The following is a 19,449-nucleotide window of genomic DNA, read 5'->3' as shown; positions in this document are numbered from 1 at the left end:
TGCGCACGCCAGCCAACAATAAGCTGCGCATGGAAGACCTGCGCGGGCAGGAGCACATCAAGCTCAGTACCGAGCACAGCGGCAAGAGCCAACTCAACCTCGGGCACCTGGTCGATGCGCAGAAGCAAAAGCGCGGTGAAGGCTTTGAGCTGCGCACCGACGGTTGGGGGGCAATTCGGGGTGGGAAAGGGTTGTTTATCAGTGCCGACGCACAGCCTAAAGCCCAAGGTCAGATGCTCGAAATGAGTGCTGCGTTGGGCCGGTTACAACAGGCCGGCGATCAATTGAGCGGGTTGTCGACCGATGCCCAAGCCGCTAACGCGGATCCGGCGGACGTACAGGCCCAGTTGACGTTACTCAAGCAAGATCTGGAGCAGCTCACCTCGTCCGTGCTGTTGCTCAGCGCTCCCCAGGGCGTCGCCCTGACCAGCGGCAAGCATCTGCAACTGGCGGCGCAAAACAACCTGATGATCAACGCTGGGGCTGAGGCCGATATCAGCGTGGTCAAACGACTGTTTATGGGTGTGGGCCAAGGGTTAAGCCTGTTTGTACGCAAACTGGGCATCAAGTTGATCGCCAACCAGGGACCGGTGAGTGTGCAGGCACAGAACGACACGCTGGAAGTTATGGCCCGCCATGGGTTGAGCATTACCAGCACTGAAGATGAAATTCGCATCGTCGCTAAAAAGAAAATCACCCTCAATGCCGGTGGCAGCTACATCACCCTGGATCAGAACTGCATCGAGTCTGGTACCCAGGGGGACTACAACGTTAAGTCGGCGCATTTTGACTACAGCGGCCCGGCCAGCTTGACGGCCTCGCATCCAGAGTATCCACAGAGCCTGTCCAAACAAATGTTGCGGTTCAGCGTACCGCAAACCCCGAATGCCTCTAATCAAGGCTGGGCAGGCATGCCCTACACGATCTACGCCGACGGTGCAGTGCTCAAGCAAGGCGTGTTGGACAAGACCGGGCAGGTGTTGATCGACCACGAGGTTGTGACCCAACAGTATCGAATGGAGTTGGCCAACGGCGTGAACTACCAAATCCCGGTGCCGACCGACTACCGCAATGCCGAACAAGCACACCTGGCCAATGGCGGCATGCACAATCATCTCTCACAAGCCGACACCGAGGTGAGCCAACCCACATCCCACACGGATCACCGGGCCCTGTACGCCGCCGTGATGAGCCCAATCAGTGACCAGGAAGGGAAAACCTCATGACTGAACCCGACATCGTTACCCCTGTCGCCCTGCAACACACCCAGCAGGTGACCTGCACCTCGCCCTGGTACGTGCAGAACACCGAGTACCCTCCAGCGATGGCTACCTATCAACCGCTGATCAATGGCGAAGAAGCCTTCAGGGCCGTGCATTTGGCTATCGCGAAAGCCACTAAGACCGTGGACATCATCTGCTGGGGTTTTCAGCCGTCGATGTTCTTCATCCGTGACGGCCGTGCGCCGAGCATCGGTGAGTTGCTGATGATCAAAGCCCGGGAAGGGGTCGAGGTTCGGGTGCTGGGTTGGGAGGCGCCGTTTAATACTGCTGGGGCAGGGGGCGAAGCCAACCTGCCCGGCAAAGGCCCGTACCGTATCGCAGATAGGGCGCTGCAACCCTCCACCGATGACCAATATGCCGAGGATCGGCAATGGTTTTCCCGATGTGCGTTCGCCGATCACCTGGCACCTGCGATGCGAGTGGCTCGCAATGTGCCGGTATTTGTCGGTCGCGGTTTCAGCGTGTATGAACGAGCTGAAATTGCCTATCAGGCCAAATATAAAAGCCTCGACCCGCAGCTCAGTCCCTACACGTTGGGCGCGATGGCCATCGCCGCGACCCACCATCAGAAGACAGTCCTGGTCGACTATGAACAGACGGACAGCGCCGTCGGCTTTGTCATGGGCCATAACATGCTCGACGAGTACTGGGACACTGATAAGCACACGGCGCTGAACCGTTCCGAGGGCAGTAAGCCCGCACCCAATTGTGGCCCCCGAGGCGATACTCCACGCCAGGATATTTCCAGCCAGGTCAGCGGGCCCATTCTGGAGCACCTGCACCATAACTTCGCCACTGCCTGGCGTAAGGAAACCGGTGAGGATCTGCTTGCGTCGCGTCAGGCCATGCAGGTGGGGCCACAATTGCAATGCACCCCAGGCACCACCCGACAAATCGCGCAGATCGTCCGTACCCAACCGCAAGACAAAAACAAGCGCGACATCGAAAAGCTCTACCTGAAAGCCGTCAACAACGCGACCCAATTCATTTACATCGAGAACCAGTACTTTCGCTGGCCGCCATTGGCCGAGGCCATCAATAAAGCGGCGGCTGATCAGACCCGCGCAGGGCGGGATCCGGGCTTACATGGCAACTTGCATCTGTTTGTGATCACCAATGCCAGCCCAGATGGAGTAGGCCCAGGTGCAGTAAACACCCAGCGTATGCTCGAAAGCCTCGGGCGGGGCGAGACCATTCCTGCAATCACTAAGTTACAGCGCATTGAACAGGCTAAAGCCCAAACAAACGCGCAGACACCGACTTTGGCTGAACTCCTTGAACAAAGGGCCTTGATCACGTTCACCCTCCTGACCGACGCACTGGGCGGCGGCGAGATGAGCGATAAAGCCCGGGATGCCCAACGGGATGCCGCCAGAAACAATGAGTACCGGCAGGCCGTGCTCAACGACCAAATCAAGGCGATTGAGAACAGTACGCTCGTCCCGTCCCCGCGACCGGGCCTGAAAATCCACGTGTGCTCGCTGGTTGCACCCGATTCGCCGGCCGGCAAGCCCTGGATGCCGGTGTACATCCACTCCAAGCTGATGATCGTCAATGACGTGTTCACCACCCACGGCTCGGCCAACATCAACACCCGCAGCATGCAGGTGGACAGTGAGCTGAATATTGCCCATGAGTGGATGAGTGTGACCCAAGCGATGCGCCGTCGGTTGTGGGATCTGCATACGGACACGAGGGGGGCGCAAGATGATCCGGAGGAGGCGTTCAAGGCTTGGCAAAAGATTATCGACGAAAACAAAGATCGCCAACCGAAAAAAATGACGCCAGACGCTCCGCTCGTCGAGTTTTATTACGGCGAAAAAACCGTGAAAGACCTCGACTGATGCGCCGGTTCCTGTTGCTCACCAGCCTGCTGCTGGCCGCCTGCGATAACGGCAGCGCCCCTACTCACCCGACCCAGGACACTTCCGTGAACCCGCTGACCGAGATCAAAGCCAAGCTGGCCTTTACCTGCGTGCATGAGCAGATCCCTGTGCCGTCCGCCGAATCCGATGAGTTGTTCCAGTACGCCCGTTGGTTGCAAAAAAACAACCTGCTGAAGCAGGACAAGACGGTCGATCTGGAGATCGCGCGGCTGTACCGCATTGCGGCCGAGAATGGTCATTACAAAGCCAATATCAACCTGCAAAACGGCGCCCTGCGCGGCCATTTCATGCTCGGGGGCGCGGACCATCTACGCCTGAGTCAGCAATTGATCGACGTAAACGTGGCGACGGGATATTACTTTATCGGTCTCTTCCTGAAGAACGGTTCAGCCGGCCTGAAGCAGGACGCAGCTATGTCATTGCGTTATTTCCGCAAGGCGGCTGATCAGGGAAGCGCCCAAGCGCAGTACGAGGTGGGGGATATACTGGTGCCGATTGACATCGCGCCGGATGTGGCCCGTCAGATGCGTCGCTGTGCGGCTGAACAGGGCCATGGCAAGGCTGCTGTGGCTTTGGGTATCGACCTAAAAAACGAGGGCCGATACCAAGATGCGCTTGAGGTCTTCCAGATGGGAGTGATGGCAGGGAATGAAAGCTCCGCTGGCCGTCTTGAAGACGCATTTCGCGGGCCTCTTTCCACCAATAAGCCGGACTACCTCGGCCAACAGGAAGACCCTGAGCGCGCTGAACGTTATGAGAAAATCTGGAGAGTGCTTGCGAACTACTCCTACGCGGACCCGAAGGTCCCCGAGATCAACGAAATCCTCCCCCTGCCCCCGGCCAAGCTACCCGCCTGGGACGGCAAACTGCAATGGCTGGAAGCCCGGCTGGCCAATGTCCCGCCGAAAAAGCCCAGCGAAGCGCTGATCCATCAGTTGGCCAAGGCCAAGCTCCTTGAGCCAGCGACCGGCAGAGCAACACCCGATTCGCCAGCGTTCATCAAAGCCAGCTACCCCGAACCGACCTGCTCCAGCGGCCAGGCTTGTCCGCAGGCAGGCTACTGGCAGGCTGCTCGCCTGAGTCGCGATGCTTACTCGAGGTTCAGCGATGGCGTCATCCGCCGTTTCGAGAAGAACGAGATCATGCCCACCCTGAAGGTTCAGAGTCACGAGCCCCGTTTTTTGCTCCCCGACATCATCACAGTCAGCGAGGAAAACATTGAATGGCGGCTGTTGGGGTAAGGCATGAAAGGCATCATTCGTATCGGCGACAAAACAACGGGCGGCGGCACTGTTCTATCGGGTTCCGCGGTCATGGTTTTCAGGGGCATTGGTGTTGCTCGACAGGGCGACCCCGTGGATTGCCCGATTCCCGGGCATGGTCGGACAGTGATTGCCGAGGGGCACCCGGTGTTTCGCGATAAGGGTATTCCGGTTGCGTTTTACGGGCATCGCTGTGCTTGCGGTTGCGCCTTGATTTCGTCACTGCCAGAAGCAGGTGCAAACTAGCCATGTTGGTTTGACTGGATAAACTTCCGGCCTTACCCCTCGAGAAGAAATTGTAGATTTATTCAAGTGAAAATGAGAACCGGCCTTATGGCCGGTTTTTCTTTATCTAAGAGCAAATCGTTGAAATGAAAAGTAGTCGGTTCACTCAGCACCTGGTCAAGTCGAATGCAATTGAGTGGTCAGTGCGAATGCAAATTACTGGTCAGCGGCAATGCAATTGGGTGGTCAGTAGCAATGCAATTGAGCGGTCAAGTCCATGCAATTACGCTACTGCGCTGTCAGTTGCCTTGCGACTTGCTCCAGCTTGTCGATCCCTGGCCGCTGTGGATTTATCGATGCTTTGCGCAACGTCCGCTTCTGCCAGCGCGAATGGGGTTTGGAGTCCGAAGCCTTCCAGCGCGTCTATGGCTGGTGGGAAAGCGCTGAGAACAGCACTGCGAGGCGGCTGGCTTTGTGCGGGTCGACGGGCCGCAGCGCGGTGACATGATTGTTATGCATGTGGGGCGGACAGTACACCCGAACCACGCCGGGATTTACCTGGGTACTGACACAGCGTTGCCCAGCGAAGAGTCAGGTACCTTCGGCCCTGGCCCATTCCTGCTGCACCACCTATAGCGGTGGTGATGCTGGCTGGGTGTATGGCGCCAACCATGAACGAGGCTCGCCAATCTGGCCCTTACAAGGTTCTCACTTCCAAAAAAACGGACGCCACGCTCGCTAAATGCGTCCAGTACGAATGGCAGAACCAGTCGATCTTCGGCGGTACGCCTGGGGCAACTCTTCAGCCTGGCCGCGATACGGGTTACACCGTGTTCACCGAGGGATCCCAGTACTTCGTTGACATCCAGCCTAAAGGCTCGGGGGCCGAAGCGAAGTATTACGTGGTGGTCGGAAACTGGATTGCGAATAAGCGATTGGCTGCACTGCAAGGTTGCCTATAGTCAGCACCACTTCATCAAAGGCTCGCTTCGGCGGGCTTTTTCATTGTCCGGAGAAAAGTCAATGGCAGCGCTCGCCATCAATTATCAGCCCATGACCACGATCTTGCTTTACGGTCAACTTCGACAGTTTGGCCGGTCCTTCCGCATGGCTGTGAATTCACCAGCAGAGGCGATCAAGGCGCTGTGTGTGCAGATCCCCGGATTTGAACGCTTCCTATCGAACGCCAAGTCTCGGGGGATTGAGTTCGCCGTATTCCGAGGAAAGACGAACCTGGCAGAAAAGGAACTTGGGTTTGCGGGCGGCGGCGATATTCGAATTGCCCCGATCATCACCGGCAGTAAACGCGGCGGGGCGCTGCAAACCATCATCGGCGCTGTGCTGATTGTTGTCGGCCTTGTCATAACAGGCGGCACGTTCGGCGCCGGTGCCCCCTTCGGTTCCGCGCTGATCATGATGGGTGGATCGATGGTGCTGGGCGGCGTGATTCAAATGCTCAGCCCCCAAGCCGGCGGCCTCAAGACCAGCGCGGCGCCAGAGAACACACCCGGCTACGCCTTCGGCAGCGCCAAGAACACCACGGCCTCCGGTAACCCGGTACCGCTCGGCATTGGCGAGCGCCGGTGGGGCGGTGCGATTATCAGCGCCGAGATATACGCCGAAGACCGAATGTAATCACCACCTGCAGAACCGAAACCGCCCGAGAGGCGGTTTTTTATTGCCTGGAAAAAAGCATGGGCGCAGCACGCAAAATCGACGTCTATGGAGCCAAGGGTGGCTCACGGTGACCGTTGCGTACTCCGTTGCGCCTGCGAGCCAGAACAGTCGGTGGGTCACTGGCGATAAAATACGATGCTTGCTACCCGAGCATCGTCTCAACCTCTGCAAGCGTGACCTGCGGGACCACACTGTCCGGAATTCTTGAAATGTCAGAGAGGTTATAAACCATGAAGTCCTCGCCCATGACCTTTTTGGACATCAACTCGAGCGACGGCAGTATGCGCGTGAAGTAGTGTTGGTCGAGTCCGCAGGGAGAGTTTTTCGATTCCTGGGTCTCGTAAAACCTTCCAGCGTTTTCGTCCAGATCCACCCCGACGAGAAAAACCTTGCTGAATCCGACGTGGAAGGCCAACTGTATCGCCAGATAGGCCACGGTTCTTGCGTCAAAGAAGCCCTGGCTCATGTCTTTGCTGAATCCCAGCAGTCTTTTGCGATGGGGCAGCAAGGGATGATTGACGACCAACGTGCGGCGTCTACCCAGCATAGAATCCAGCCAAGAAGGTCTTTTAGCTTTGGTCAGCGGATACAGACGTCCGGCTGGGCGAGCACGCGACGATCGCGCGTGGTCTTCCCAAAGCGCGACCCTCTGGCTGATCGCCATGGCGTGTTTGAATAATTCCGGCTGCTGTTCGGAAAAGCTTCTATCCGTGCAGGCATAAAAATACGGTTTGACGTCGGTGTCCTGAAACATGGAGATAGCGCCATTCATCGTGATCATCGGCACGTGCGCAAATTTCTCGAGAGGAAACGACTTTGCCGATGCGCCTGAAGCGATGATGAAAACGGCACCTGTTTCAATGTGCCGACAAGAGCCGAAATCCTGCGTAGTCAGGCAACGTTTGTTTGGACGCTGTCGCGCTGAATCTGGCATGTACAAAGCCTGCTTGATAGTGCCCACAGGCTTCGCATTGACGAGGGACGTCTGTTTCATCGGGCCCTACCTTGCGGCTAAAGGTAATTACGTATATCAGCCGACCCGATGACGGCTACTGAGTTCCCTTTAAAACGTCTGCCCCATGGAGAACTGAAACACCTGCTTCTGCGCGTTCTCAGGCGTACGAATCGGATACGCCAGGTTCACACTCAACGGCCCAAGCGGGCTGTACCACGTCCCCCCCCACACCCAACCGTACGTGTTACTTGTGCCCACTGATGGGGCGTTCATGAGCCATTTCGTAGCAATCTCCTACGCAAGCCCTCCGCTTATCCTTCGATATTTGCAATCTATTCAACCTGAATCAATCACTTGGCTCATCTCGGCAAAGTTGGCACATATTCTGCTTTTTTGTATTCGTGGATAATTGGATACAAAAATTCAAAAGGTGCTGCCGATGCAATTTGCCCCCGCTTATGTTGACCGTCAGCCCCTCACCGCAGAGGAGGAGGCCTACAACTTCCTGCTCGATGCTATTTGTGGTGGTCGCTATCGCAAAGGTGACCGGCTGATCGCCGAAGACATCGCCAGCGAGATCGGTATGAGCCGCATGCCGGTACGTGAAGCCTTCCGCCGCCTGGATGCACAGGGCCTGGTGACGTTGCGGCCGAACCGTGGCGCCATCGTCAGCGGACTGGATATCGATGAATTACACGAGGTCTTCGAAATGCGCAGTGCCCTCGAAGGCCTGGCGGTGCGCGTCGCGGTGGGTCGCATCGGCGAGCGTCAGTTGGCGGCGCTGGAGCGCATGCTCGATGAGATGGACGACTACCGCGACGAAAGCGCCGCGTGGGTCAGCCGCCACCGCGCCTTCCACGAATACCTGTGCAGCCTCAGCGGTCGGCCGCGCCTGTTGAAGCAGATATCGGCGCTCTATTCGCTGGTGGAAGCGCCCATGCGTCTGTGGCTGCAACACGGCGAAAAACCCCTCAGCGCACGCCAGGAACATGCGGTGATCCTCAATGCGATTCGCGCCGGTGACGCCGCCCGCGCCGAAGCCGTGGTGCGCGAGCACATCGAAGGCACGGTGCCGGCGCTGATCCAGTTCCTGCAAACCGAAAAATAACAAAGACCTGCTGTGTTTTGACGTTGTTGAGTCCTGCCCCCCGTTGTACCCACGAACTGGAGTGTCTGGTCATGCATAAACGCCGCGCCTTGCTGGTGGCTGTCTCCCTCGGTCTCTGTACTCAATGGGCCTGCGCTGCACCGCAGGTGCCGGATCGCCTATTAACGGTCGACAAACTCACCTACTGCTCGGGGATGGATTCACCGCCCCTGGTGTCCTTCGATGAAGCGCAGAAACCGCGTGGGCTCACGGTCGACCTCGGCCTTGAGATCGCCAAGCGCCTGGGCGATAAAAAGGTGCAGTGGCGGGTCATCCCATTCTCCGGGCTGGTACCGGCGCTGCTCGCCCAGCAGTGCGACATGATTGTCGACCAGTTGTTCGACAAGCCCGAACGCCGCCAAGTGATCGACATCGTCAACTACATGTATTCCAGCCAATCGATAGTAGTGCCCAAGGGTAATCCCAAAGGCATCAAGACCCTCGATGATCTGTCCGGGCACAAGGTTGCCGTACTCAACGGTTCTACCATCAAGACCCTGCTGGACACGCAAAACGACAACCTGGCCAAGGCCGGCAAGCCACCGATGAAACTGGTGGTCTACAACACCGACACCGATGCGTTCCAGGCCCTGCGCATCAGCCAGGTCGACGCCTACGGCACCACCGTGGAAACCGCCGGCTACTACGCCGCGATGGCCCCGGACCTGTTCCAGGAAGGCGTGCCGGCGTTCAGCCGCATCCTCACCGGCTTGGGCATGCGCAAGGACGACCCGCAACTGACCGCCGCCGTGCAGCAGGTGATCAGCGACATGCGCAGCGATGGCAGCTACGTCGCGCTGCTGAATAAATGGCATGTCAGCAGCGACGCTCTCGACTGAGGTTTCCCGCAATGAACTTCAATTGGGATGTGTTCTGGCAGTACCTGTTGCAGCCCAGCGGGGTGTACCTCACCGGGCTGTGGCTGACGTGCCTGATCGCCGTGTCGGCGATGTTGCTGGGCTGCGCACTGGGGCTGGCGGCGGCGCTGTTGCGCTTGTCAAAGAACCCGCTGCTGCACCTGCCGGTGCGTTTTTATGTGTGGCTGATGCGCGGCACGCCGTTGCTGGTGCAGATTGTGTTCCTGTACACGGCGCTGGCGGCGGGCGGGATTTTCCGCTTTGAGGATATCGATCTGTTTGGCCTGGTTGTCCCCGGCAACATCCAGGCGGCGATTATTGCGTTGGGCCTGAATGAAGGTGCGTACATGGCCGAGATCATTCGTGCCGGCATCGGCGCGGTGGACAAGGGCCAGTACGAGGCCGGACGTTCACTCGGCATGGGTTTCGCCAAGCTGATGCGGCGCATCGTGCTGCCCCAGGCGTTCCGGGTGATCGTGCCGCCGCTGGGCAACGAGTTCAACGTGATGCTCAAGAACACCACCCTGGTCAGCGTGATCGGTGTGCAGGAGTTGCTGCTCAGCACCCAAATGGTCACCTCGGCAACGTTCCGCGTGTTCGAGCTGTACCTGGTGGTGGCGATCTACTTCCTGATGCTCACCACGCTGTGGGGCTTTTTCCAGCGCTGGCTGGAGGCGCGTTTCGGCCAGTTCGATCGGCCTTCCGCGCCGCCGCCGGCGGCCAGTCGCATGTTCGGGCGCAACACCCTTAAATTGCTGAGGGGACGCTAACCATGGCGCACCAAAGTGAAGAACTGATCATCGAAGCGCTGGATATCCACAAGTCGTTTGGCACGCTGCAGATCCTCAAGGGCATTTCCCTGCAAGTACGACGCGGCGAAGTGGTGGTGCTGATCGGCGCCTCCGGCTCCGGCAAGACCACCTTTATCCGCTGCATCAACCTGCTCGAAGACATCCAGGGCGGGCGTATTCGCGTCAACGGCCGCGCCATGGGCTACCGCGAACGCAACGACGGCAGCCTCGTGCGCGATTCGGAGCGCAATATCGCCCGCCAGCGCCGCGACATCGGCATGGTGTTCCAGCGTTTCAACCTGTTCCCTCATATGACTGCGCTGGAAAACATCATCGAAGCGCCGATCCAGGTGCTCGGCACGCCACGCGCCGAAGCGTTGGAGCAGGCTCATGGATTACTGGCGCGCGTGGGCCTGGCGGACAAGGCCAACCATTACCCGTCGATGCTCTCCGGCGGCCAGCAGCAACGGGTGGCCATTGCCCGTGCCCTGGCGATGAAACCCCAGGCCATGTTGTTTGACGAACCCACCAGCGCCCTCGACCCTGAAACCGTCGGCGAAGTGCTGCAGGTGATGAAGGCGCTCGCCGAGGAGGGCATGACCATGGTGGTGGTCACCCATGAAATGGGCTTTGCCCGTGAAGTGGCGGACCGCGTTGTGGTGCTCGACCAGGGCGAACTCATCGAACAAGGGCCGCCGGAACAGATTTTCAGCCACCCCAGCCACCCCCGTACCCGGGCCTTTCTCAGCCGCGTGTTATGACCTTTCCAAGGAAATCCGTCATGCGTGTATCAAGTTTGTTTGCGGTGCTGTGCTGCGCCGCCGTTGTGCCGATGAGCCAGGCTGCCACGCCTGTGGTCAAGGTCTACAATTGGTCCGACTACATCGGCCCTGACACCTTGAAGAACTTCGAGAAAGACAGCGGCATCAAGGTGCAATACGACATCTTCGACACCAATGAAATGCTTGAAGCCAAGTTGCTTTCCGGGCATTCGGGTTACGACCTGGTGGTGCCGTCCAGCCAGTTCCTGTCCAAGCAGATTCGTGCCGGCGCCTACCAACCGTTGCAACGCAACGTGCTGGATAACTGGAAGCACCTCGACCCACGCCTGATGCAACGCCTGGACGCCGCTGATGGACCCGAAAGTCAGCGGTAACCCGGGCATCTACCCCGGTGACGACGTAATCAACCACACCTTTGTCTCCGCCGACCTGCCGGAAAATATCCAGCGCCTGATGACCCGGGAATGGAACCGCATCAAGTCCGGCCAATGAATTGAAGAGCCTTTGCCATGTTGAAATTTTCTGCGCACGAGTATCCCTATCCCTCGCAACGCCAGAGCGTGTTTGCCAAGCGTGGCATGGTCGCGGCGTCCCAGCCCCTGGCCGCCCAGGCCGGCATCGAGATCATGCAAAATGGCGGCAACGCTATTGATGCCGCCATCGCCACGGCGGCCGCGTTGACGGTGGTCGAGCCCACTGGCTGCGGCCTGGGCGGCGATGCGTTTGCCCTGGTCTGGTGCAAAGGCCAGTTGCACGGCCTGAACGGCAACGGCCATGCGCCGGCGGCCCTGAGTATCGAGACGGTCAAGGCGGCGGGGCACGATCAAATGCCGCTGTACGGGTGGACCCCAGTCACCGTACCGGGCTGCCCATCGGCTTGGGCCGAGCTGTCGCAACGCTTCGGCAAGTTACCGTTTGCCGAGTTGCTGCAACCAGCGATCAGCCTGGCGCGCGACGGTTTCCCGCTGTCGCCGGTGGTTGCTCATCAATGGCAGATTGCGTTGGATGAGTTCACGCCTCATCGCGACCCAGTGCTGGCGGCCTGGTTCGACACTTTCCTGATCGACGGCCGCGCACCACGGGCTGGGGAGATTTTCCGCAACCCGGCGCAGGCCCGCACCTTGGAAGAGCTTGCCGCCACTCGCTGCGAAAGCCTGTATCGCGGCGCCCTGGCCGAACGCCTGGACGCCCACTCCCGCGCCAGCGGCGGTTACCTGCGCGCCAGCGACCTCAAGGACTACCGCGCCCAGTGGGTGGAGCCGATCCACATCAACTACCGGGGCGTGGATGTCTGGGAAATTCCACCCAGCGGCCAGGGCCTTGTGGCGCTGATGGCGCTGAACATCCTCGAAGGCTTCAGCTTCGATCACCGCGACAGTCAGCAAACCTGGCACCGCCAGTTGGAGGCGATGAAACTTGCCTACAGCGACGGCCTGCACTACATCACCGACCCACTGCACATGCGCGTGGCCGTCGCCGATCTGCTCAGCGATGACTACAGCACCCGTCGCCGTAGCCAGATCGGTGAACAAGCTCAGCCACCGAAGCCAGGAGACCCCCACGCCAGTGGCACGGTCTACCTGGCCACGGCGGACGCCGAAGGCAATATGGTCTCCTTCATCCAGAGCAATTACCACGGCTTTGGCTCCGGTGTGGTGCTGCCCGACAGCGGCATCGCCCTGCAGAACCGTGGTCAGGAATTCAGCCTCGACCCGGCCCATGCCAACTGCCTGGCGCCGGGCAAGAAAACCTTCCACACCATCATTCCCGGCTTCCTGACCAAGGACGGCCAGGCGCTGGGCCCGTTCGGCGTGATGGGCGGCTATATGCAGCCCCAGGGCCATGTGCAGATGGTGATGAACCTGGTGGACTTCGGCCTCAACCCGCAAGCGGCCTTGGACGCGCCGCGCTGGCAATGGCTGGGCGACATGAAAGTCGGCATTGAGCAGGGCGTCTCCCGCGACCTGGCCAACGCCCTGGCGCGGCGTGGGCATCAGGTACAAATCGCCAGCGACCTCACTGACTTCGGGCGCGGGCAGATCATCCTGCGCGATCCGGTCAGTGGTGTATTGTGCGGCGGCACCGAGCCCAGGGCGGATTCAACGATCGCAGTGTGGTAAGCGAAAAAATTGGCGGAGCTTGTCCCTTTTTTTCATCTCGCCTGTCATTCAAGGCAAGTGAACAATATCGAGAGCTTCCGCCAATGCCCGTAGTCCGCCCCTTGCTGAAACTGAGCCTGTTGCTGAGCCTCAGCGCCAGCCCGTTATTCGCTGCCGTCAGCTATGCCGAAGACACTGCCGCCCGCCGCAGCTACCAGGTGCCGGCCGGCAGCCTGAGCGCGGCACTCACCCGGTTTGCCGGGTTGGCAGGCGTCAACCTGTCGGTAGACCCGGCCCTGGTCAGCGGTCGTACCAGCAGTGGTTTGTCCGGTGAGTACGCCGTGGAGGAGGGCTTCGCCCGCTTGCTGCAAGGCTCCGGCCTGCAACTGCAACCCATGGGGGCACAGGCCTACATGTTGGTGCCGGCGCCGGATGGCAGCCGCCTGGAACTGGCGCCGACCTCAATCCTTGGCACCACCGGCCTGTATGACGGCGACACTTACGCCGGCGGGCAAGTGGCGCGCCGTGGCTCGCAGGGTTTGCTGGGCACGCGGGATTTTATGGAAACCCCGTTCAGCATGACCACCTACACCGCTGACGCGGTGAAAAACCAGCAGGCGCGCACCTTGGGCGACCTGATCGCCAGCGACCCGTCAGTGCGCGCCACCAACCCGGCCGGTGGGCGTTATGAGCAGTTCACCATTCGCGGTTTCAGCCTGTTCAACAGCGATGTGTCGTACAACGGTCTCTATGGTGTACTGCCGACCTACACCATCGACATGGAAATGGCCGACCGCGTCGACATCTTCAAAGGCCCCACCCAGTTGATCAACGGCATCTCACCGCGCGGCAGCGTCGGTGGCGGGATCAACGTAGTGCCCAAGCGCGCCACCGACAAGGACATCAACTCGTTTACCGGCAACTGGACCTCCGACAGCCAGGCTGGCGGCGCGGTGGATGTGGGGCGACGCTTCGGTGAGGACAACATGTTCGGCATCCGCTTCAACGGCGTGAAGCAGTCCGGCGACACCGAGTGGGACCACCAGCGCGTCGACCGCGAAATGGCTGTGTTGGGCCTGGACTTTCGCGGCGAGCGCCTGCGCCTTTCCACCGATATCGGCCACACCGAACGCGATACCGATGCACCGCAAGAGCGCGTGCAGGTGGCGGCCGCAGCGCCGGTGCCCAGCGCCAACGATGTGCGCCGCAACTACGCGCAATCCTGGAGCAAGGCCAGCACCAACGACACCTTCGGCACGGTCAACGCTGAGTACGACCTCAGCGATAACATGATGCTGTATGGCGGCGTGGGCGCGCGTAAAAGCAACCACGACTTTCTACGTCATGCGGTGTCCGTCACCAATGCGGCTGGCGCGTTCACTGTGCAGCCGCGGTATTTCACCCGCGATGAAAACGTGCGCACCTACACCGCTGGCGTGCGCAACTGGTTCCATACCGGGCCGGTGAGCCATGAGGTCAACCTAGCGGCCAGCTACTTCGACATGGACTTCACCAACGGCGGCACCCGCTACGGGACGGCGACGAGTAACCTCTACAACCCGGTGCAAACGCCGGCGCCGTCCACGGCGATACGTCAGGACGCCAAGGTCTACACCGAAAACAAATTCAGCGGCGTGGCCTTGTCCGACACCCTGGGGTTCTTCGACGACCGCCTGCTGCTGACCCTCGGCGCGCGTTGGCAGCGCGTCAAGGTGGATGACTGGAGCGACGGCATCAAAGGCAAAACTGGCTATGACGAAGAAAAGGTCTCGCCGTCCGGTGGCCTCCTGTTCAAGGCCACCGACAAGCTGTCGCTGTACGCCAACTACATGGAAGGCTTGAGCCAAGGCAAGATCGCGCCGTCGACCTCGAGCAACGAGGATGAAATCTTCCCGCCCTTCATCAGCCGTCAGGTGGAAGTGGGCGCCAAATACGACGCCGGCGCCTTTGCCGTGACCGCCGCTGTGTTCCGCATCAAGCAGCCGGCCTATGAAACCAACGCGACCTCGCGGTTGTTCGGCCCCAACGGCAAGCGTCAGAACTCCGGTGTGGAGCTGAGTGTATTCGGCGAGCCGCTCAAGGGCGTGCGCCTGCTGGGCGGGGTGATGTACATCGACAGCGAACTGAAGGACACCACCAACGGCGCCTGGGACGGCAACCGCGCCCCGGCGACGCCTAAATACAACGTTAACCTGGGCGCCGAATGGGATGTGCCGGGCCTTGAAGGCCTGACGTTGACCAGCCGTGGCATTTATTCCAGCTCGCAGTACCTGGACCAGTCCAACGTCAAGGAAATCGATGCGTGGAACCGCGTCGACGTCGGCGCGCGGTATGGGTTCAACGTGGATGACAAGCACATCACCTTGCGCGCGAATGTGGAGAACGTCGCCGATAAACGCTACTGGAGCTCGGCCGGGGCGTCAGACGACAGCGAGCCGGGGTTGACCTTGTCGACACCGCGTACCTACTTGCTGTCAGCCACCGTCGACTTCTAACGGCCGTACACCGATCAAAAGTGTGGGAGGCCGGCTTGCCTGCTCCCACACGTGATTGTCGGTGTTAATGAGAATGTGTTTTGATCGCGCCGCCCCAATATGGAATAGTACCCGCCGTTTTCCCCAACAGGTCTAGCTGGGGTGTTCCAACGCCGAGGTCCTTGTCATGCGAATGTTGCGCTCCATCCCCACCTTTGCCGCCTGCCTCTTGGCGTTCTCTTCAAACCTGCTGAGCGCCGCCCCGATCGACCTCAATGACGGCCAGCACGCGGTGCATCTGCCGGATGCGCCCAAGCGTGTGGTGGTGCTGGAGTTTTCCTTTCTCGACAGTTTGGCTGCCGTTGACGTAACGCCCGTTGGCGCCGCCGATGATGGTGACGCCAACCGCGTGTTGCCCCGTGTGCGCCAGGCTATCGGTGAGTGGAAGTCCGTAGGCCTGCGCTCGCAGCCGAGCATCGAGGAAATCGCCCGGCTCAAGCCCGACCTGATCGTTGCAGACCTCAATCGCCACCAGGCGTTGTACAGCGACTTGGCGAGCATCGCGCCGACGCTGTTGCTGCCCTCGCGTGGTGAGGATTACCAAGGCAGCCTTAAATCTGCCGAGCTGATCGGCAAGGCGCTGGGCAAGAGCGCGCAGATGGAAGCGCGTATCCAGAAGAACCGTGAAAACCTCAACGCCATCGCGCAACAGATTCCCGCTGGCGCCAGCGTGCTGTTCGGCGTCGCCCGTGAAGACAGCTTCTCCGTGCACGGCCCCGACTCCTACGCGGGCAGCGTGTTACAGGCCATCGGCCTGAAAGTCCCATCGGTACGCGCCAACGCTGCGCCCACCGAATTTGTCAGCCTGGAGCAACTGCTCGCCCTCGACCCGGGCTGGTTGCTGGTAGGCCATTACCGTCGCCCCAGCATCGTCGACAGCTGGAGCAAGCAGCCGTTGTGGCAAGTGCTCAGCGCCGTGCGTAACAAGCAGGTAGCCGAAGTCGATGGCGACAGCTGGGCGCGCAACCGTGGCGTGCTGGCCTCGGAGCAGATCGCCGAAGATGCGTTGGCGATTCTTAAAGGCGGCAAAGCCGTGTTGAGCCAGTAAGCGTGCAACGCAGTTTTGCGGCGACAGGCATTGTAGGGCTGGGCGCGTTGTTGTTCTGGCTCTCGCTGTACAGTGCGTCGCCGTTCACGCTCACGGCGGCGGACGCCTGGAATGGGCTGGTCCATCAAGGCCGCGTAGGCGGCAACATGGCTTATATCGTCGCCCAGTTGCGCGTGCCGCGTGCCGTGTGTGCCGCGTTGGTCGGTGCCTGCCTGGGCCTGGCCGGCGCGCTGATGCAAGGCATTACGCGCAACCGTCTGGCCTCGCCGTCCTTGTTTGGTGTGACAGCGGGCGCGGCGTTGGGCTTGGCCCTGTTTACCACCGGCCTGGTCGCACCGCCGTTTGCCGGTGGTGCATTGTTGATGACCTGTCTGGGCGGCGCGTTGGCCTGGATCACGGTATTCAGCCTTGGCGGCGCCTGGTCGCCGACCACGGCCCAGGGCCGCCTGGTCTTGGCCGGCGTTGCGGTAGCGGCATTGTGCGCGGCACTGACCCGGCTCACGGTAATTCTGGTCGAGGCCCAGGCGCAAAGCGTGCTCAACTGGCTGGCCGGGTCCCTGGCCAATGTCGGCGCCGCGCAAGTGCAGTTGCTCTGGCCGTGCACCTTGATTGGCGGGCTGTGGGCGCTCTGGTGTGCACCGCGCCTGAACCTGATCAACCTCGGCGAAGACGCCGCACGCTCGTTGGGTGTGGGCATCGCCAGCCTGCGTTTGCAGGTGTTTATCGCCAGCCTGTTGCTGGTGGGGGCGAGTGTCTGCGCCGTGGGGCCGATCGGTTTTGTCGGGTTGATCGCGCCGAATATTCTTCGCCAGTTCCTCGGTAATGACTACCGCTGGCTGATCCCGCTGAGCGCAGCGTTGGGTGCGGTGATCGTGCTGGGGGCTGACCTGCTCAGTCGCGCAGTGGCCTTCCCGGTGGAGACGCCGGCTGGCGTGGTCACCGCGTTGATCGGCGCACCGTTCTTTCTCTTTCTTGGCAGGCGCGCCTTATGATCCGGCCACGATTGCGCCTATGGTTGCTGCTCGGCTTGTTGCTGCTGGCAACCTTGGTCAGCCTCAGCGCCGGCACCCTGTGGCTCACGCTCGACACCGTGCTGGACCGCCTGCTGGCCCACGATGCACTCGACTTCGAAGTATGGAACCACCGCCTGCCACGCAGCCTGATCGCGATCTTCGCAGGTTCAGCCTTCGGCCTGGCCGGGGCGATTGTGCAGGGCGTGATCCGCAACCCGCTGGCTTCGCCGGAAATTCTCGGCGTGACCCAGGGCGCAGGGCTGGCGCTGACCGTGGCGATCATCAGTTGGCCGCATTTGCCGATTGCCTGGCTGCCGCTGGTGGCCTGTTTGGGCGGAGCGGGTGGCGCGCTGTTGCTGGCGCTGTACAACACCGGGGTGAGTTTTTCCGGGGTGCGCTTTGCGTTGTCCGGGGTGGCGATTGCAGTGACCTTGTCCAGCGTCACCGAGTTTCTGATCCTGTCCCACCCACTGGATATCAACACCGCGTTGCTCGCGCTCACCGGCAGTTTGTGGAGCCGCAATTGGCACCATGTGGCGCTGGTGCTGCCGTTCCTGGTGTTGATCCCGCTGGGCCTATGCCTGGCCAAACCGCTGAACCTGATCGCCCTCGGCGATGAGGCGGCCCACAGCCTGGGCACTGCGTTGAGTCGTACGCGCTGGATGGCGATGGCCTGCGCAGTACTGCTGACCAGCCTGGGCGTAGGCGTTATAGGGCCGATTGGCTTTATCGGATTGGTTGCACCGCATATGGCGCGGCGGTTGGTGGGTGGGCATCACCAGCGCCTGCTGCCGGCGTCGATGCTGATCGGTGCACTGTTACTGGTGTTGGCTGACACGTTGGGGCGCACGTTGATCGCGCCCAGCGAAATCCCTGCCGGGGTACTCACGGCGGTGATTGGCGCGCCGTATTTTCTTTGGTTGCTGGCACGGTTCAAGGGCTGATGACATGAGTATTCTTCAAGCACATCAACTCGATATTGGCTACGGCGCGACACGCATCGTGCAAGGGTTGTCATTCATGCCACCCGCCGCAAAGGTCACTGCGCTGATCGGGCCGAACGGCTGCGGCAAGTCCACCTTGCTCAAGGCGTTTGCGCGCATCCTCAAGCCGACCCAGGGCGAACTGACGTTGGATGGCCAAGCCTATGCCAGCCTGTCCGCACGCCAATTAGCGCGACAGATTGCGTTTCTGCCGCAGGTGTTGCCGGTGCCGGAGGGCGTCAGCGTGCGTCAGTTGGTCGCTTATGGGCGCAGTCCGCATAACTCGCTTTGGGGGCGTTTGAGTGGTAGCGATCAATCCCATGTGACCCAGGCCATGCAGCGTCTGGAACTGGACAGCCTGGCCGACCGCGCCCTGGCCGATTTGTCCGGCGGCCAACGCCAACGTGCCTGGCTTGCGATGGTGTTGGCGCAGAACTCGCCGGTGGTGTTGCTGGATGAGCCCACGACCTACCTCGACATCAGCCACCAGGTCGAACTGCTCGACCTGATGGGCGAACTGGCCGCGGAAGGGAAGACGGTGATTACCGTGCTGCACGATATCAACCAGGCTTGCCGTTATGCCGACCACCTGGCGGTGATGCACCGCGGCAAGCTGGTGGCCGACGGCGCGCCGGGGGCGGTGATCAGTGCTGAGCTGATGCGGCAGGTGTTTGATGTGCAGGTGCAGATCATGCGGGAGCCGGTGGCCGGCACACCGATGTGCTTGGTCAAAAAAAGCACCCGCCCCCAAGCCTGACTCGGTCAGACATGTGGGAGGCGCCACTACATCTTCGACGTAGCGCTGTCGCGCATCAAACTGGTTCATCGTAAGGTTATAGAACGCGTGCGGGGCAAAGGCCGTAGCCAGCACTGGTGTGTCAGCACCCGAGTGGGAGAGTGGCCTGCA

18 protein-coding genes and 3 pseudogenes are annotated in these 19,449 nt (G+C 60.5%); 19 read left to right on the top strand and 2 right to left on the bottom strand.

All coding sequences use genetic code 11. The features are described from left to right. The 7 genes and pseudogenes from AACY36_RS27975 to AACY36_RS27945 form a co-directional block, all read left to right on the top strand. On the top strand, nt 1-1,226 hold a 1,226-nt coding region (locus AACY36_RS27975; RefSeq protein WP_339421015.1), incomplete at its 5' end, for a DUF2345 domain-containing protein. Beyond that, a complete protein-coding gene (locus AACY36_RS27970) occupies nt 1,223-3,127 on the top strand; it encodes a phospholipase D-like domain-containing protein (protein ID WP_339421013.1) in 1,905 nt (634 codons plus the stop codon). The genes AACY36_RS27975 and AACY36_RS27970, both read left to right, overlap by 4 nt. Next, a complete protein-coding gene (locus AACY36_RS27965) occupies nt 3,127-4,410 on the top strand; it encodes an SEL1-like repeat protein (protein WP_339427893.1) in 1,284 nt (427 codons plus the stop codon). The genes AACY36_RS27970 and AACY36_RS27965 overlap by 1 nt, the downstream gene beginning before the upstream one ends. Nucleotides 4,411-4,413: 3 nt before the next feature. Beyond that, nucleotides 4,414-4,677 (top strand): PAAR domain-containing protein, encoded by a 264-nt coding sequence (locus tag AACY36_RS27960; RefSeq protein WP_339421008.1) that lies wholly within the window; start codon nt 4,414-4,416, stop codon nt 4,675-4,677. 361 nt (nt 4,678-5,038) lie between these two features. Further along, nucleotides 5,039-5,289, top strand: a pseudogene (locus AACY36_RS27955) (NlpC/P60 family protein); the annotation flags it as partial. A gap of 38 nt (nt 5,290-5,327) precedes the next feature. Continuing rightward, nucleotides 5,328-5,618, top strand: coding sequence for a hypothetical protein (locus AACY36_RS27950; RefSeq protein WP_339421006.1), 291 nt, complete (start codon nt 5,328-5,330; stop codon nt 5,616-5,618). A gap of 61 nt (nt 5,619-5,679) precedes the next feature. After that, nucleotides 5,680-6,291: a tail assembly protein gene (locus tag AACY36_RS27945; RefSeq protein WP_339421004.1), complete on the top strand. Its 612-nt coding sequence runs from the start codon at nt 5,680-5,682 to the stop codon at nt 6,289-6,291. Between the two features lie 184 nt (nt 6,292-6,475). On the opposite strand, the gene AACY36_RS27940 is transcribed toward AACY36_RS27945, so the two are convergent. Together AACY36_RS27940 and AACY36_RS27935 are read right to left on the bottom strand one after the other, a co-directional pair. Next, entirely contained in the window at nt 6,476-7,327 is an 852-nt protein-coding gene (locus tag AACY36_RS27940; protein ID WP_339421002.1) for a lipopolysaccharide biosynthesis protein, read from the bottom strand. Between the two features lie 69 nt (nt 7,328-7,396). Continuing rightward, a pseudogene (locus tag AACY36_RS27935) lies at nt 7,397-7,513 on the bottom strand (BamA/TamA family outer membrane protein); the annotation flags it as partial. Between the two features lie 214 nt (nt 7,514-7,727). Between AACY36_RS27935 and AACY36_RS27930 the strand changes: the two are divergent. From AACY36_RS27930 to fecE, 12 genes and pseudogenes are all read left to right on the top strand, one after another. Then, nucleotides 7,728-8,396 (top strand): GntR family transcriptional regulator, encoded by a 669-nt coding sequence (locus AACY36_RS27930; RefSeq protein ID WP_339421000.1) that lies wholly within the window; start codon nt 7,728-7,730, stop codon nt 8,394-8,396. 71 nt (nt 8,397-8,467) lie between these two features. After that, on the top strand, nt 8,468-9,274 hold the full coding sequence (locus AACY36_RS27925) for an ABC transporter substrate-binding protein (RefSeq protein ID WP_339420998.1): 807 nt from the start codon (nt 8,468-8,470) through the stop codon (nt 9,272-9,274). Between the two features lie 11 nt (nt 9,275-9,285). Next, nucleotides 9,286-10,062 (top strand): amino acid ABC transporter permease, encoded by a 777-nt coding sequence (locus tag AACY36_RS27920; RefSeq protein WP_339420996.1) that lies wholly within the window; start codon nt 9,286-9,288, stop codon nt 10,060-10,062. Nucleotides 10,063-10,064: 2 nt separating this feature from the next. Beyond that, complete coding sequence (locus AACY36_RS27915) at nt 10,065-10,844, top strand: amino acid ABC transporter ATP-binding protein (RefSeq protein ID WP_339420994.1); 780 nt, start codon at nt 10,065-10,067, stop codon at nt 10,842-10,844. A 20-nt stretch (nt 10,845-10,864) separates the two neighbouring features. After that, nucleotides 10,865-11,218, top strand: a pseudogene (locus tag AACY36_RS27910) (spermidine/putrescine ABC transporter substrate-binding protein PotF); the annotation flags it as partial. After that, a complete protein-coding gene (locus AACY36_RS27905) occupies nt 11,217-11,357 on the top strand; it encodes a hypothetical protein (RefSeq protein ID WP_339420992.1) in 141 nt (46 codons plus the stop codon). The pseudogene AACY36_RS27910 and the gene AACY36_RS27905, both read left to right, overlap by 2 nt. Nucleotides 11,358-11,374: 17 nt before the next feature. Then, nucleotides 11,375-12,985, top strand: coding sequence for a gamma-glutamyltransferase family protein (locus AACY36_RS27900; protein WP_339497763.1), 1,611 nt, complete (start codon nt 11,375-11,377; stop codon nt 12,983-12,985). Between the two features lie 83 nt (nt 12,986-13,068). Then, nucleotides 13,069-15,459 (top strand): TonB-dependent receptor, encoded by a 2,391-nt coding sequence (locus AACY36_RS27895; RefSeq protein ID WP_339427892.1) that lies wholly within the window; start codon nt 13,069-13,071, stop codon nt 15,457-15,459. A gap of 172 nt (nt 15,460-15,631) precedes the next feature. Then, entirely contained in the window at nt 15,632-16,546 is a 915-nt protein-coding gene (locus tag AACY36_RS27890) for a Fe(3+) dicitrate ABC transporter substrate-binding protein FecB (RefSeq protein ID WP_370468056.1), read from the top strand. Between the two features lie 2 nt (nt 16,547-16,548). After that, nucleotides 16,549-17,538 (top strand): iron-dicitrate ABC transporter permease FecC, encoded by a 990-nt coding sequence (gene fecC / locus AACY36_RS27885; RefSeq protein ID WP_339497762.1) that lies wholly within the window; start codon nt 16,549-16,551, stop codon nt 17,536-17,538. Next, nucleotides 17,535-18,503, top strand: a complete 969-nt coding sequence (locus AACY36_RS27880; protein WP_339420982.1) for an iron chelate uptake ABC transporter family permease subunit — start codon at nt 17,535-17,537, stop codon at nt 18,501-18,503. The genes fecC and AACY36_RS27880 overlap by 4 nt, the downstream gene beginning before the upstream one ends. A gap of 4 nt (nt 18,504-18,507) precedes the next feature. After that, nucleotides 18,508-19,299: a Fe(3+) dicitrate ABC transporter ATP-binding protein FecE gene (gene fecE / locus AACY36_RS27875; RefSeq protein ID WP_339437173.1), complete on the top strand. Its 792-nt coding sequence runs from the start codon at nt 18,508-18,510 to the stop codon at nt 19,297-19,299. The last annotated feature ends 150 nt before the right edge of the window (nt 19,300-19,449 follow it).

Source organism: Pseudomonas sp. EA_15y_Pfl1_P101 (assembly GCF_963970835.1).
In the GTDB taxonomy this organism is placed as follows: domain Bacteria; phylum Pseudomonadota; class Gammaproteobacteria; order Pseudomonadales; family Pseudomonadaceae; genus Aquipseudomonas; species Aquipseudomonas tritici.
The sequence above is the reverse complement of the archived record's forward strand: the minus strand, read 5'-3'. Positions and strand labels throughout refer to the sequence as shown.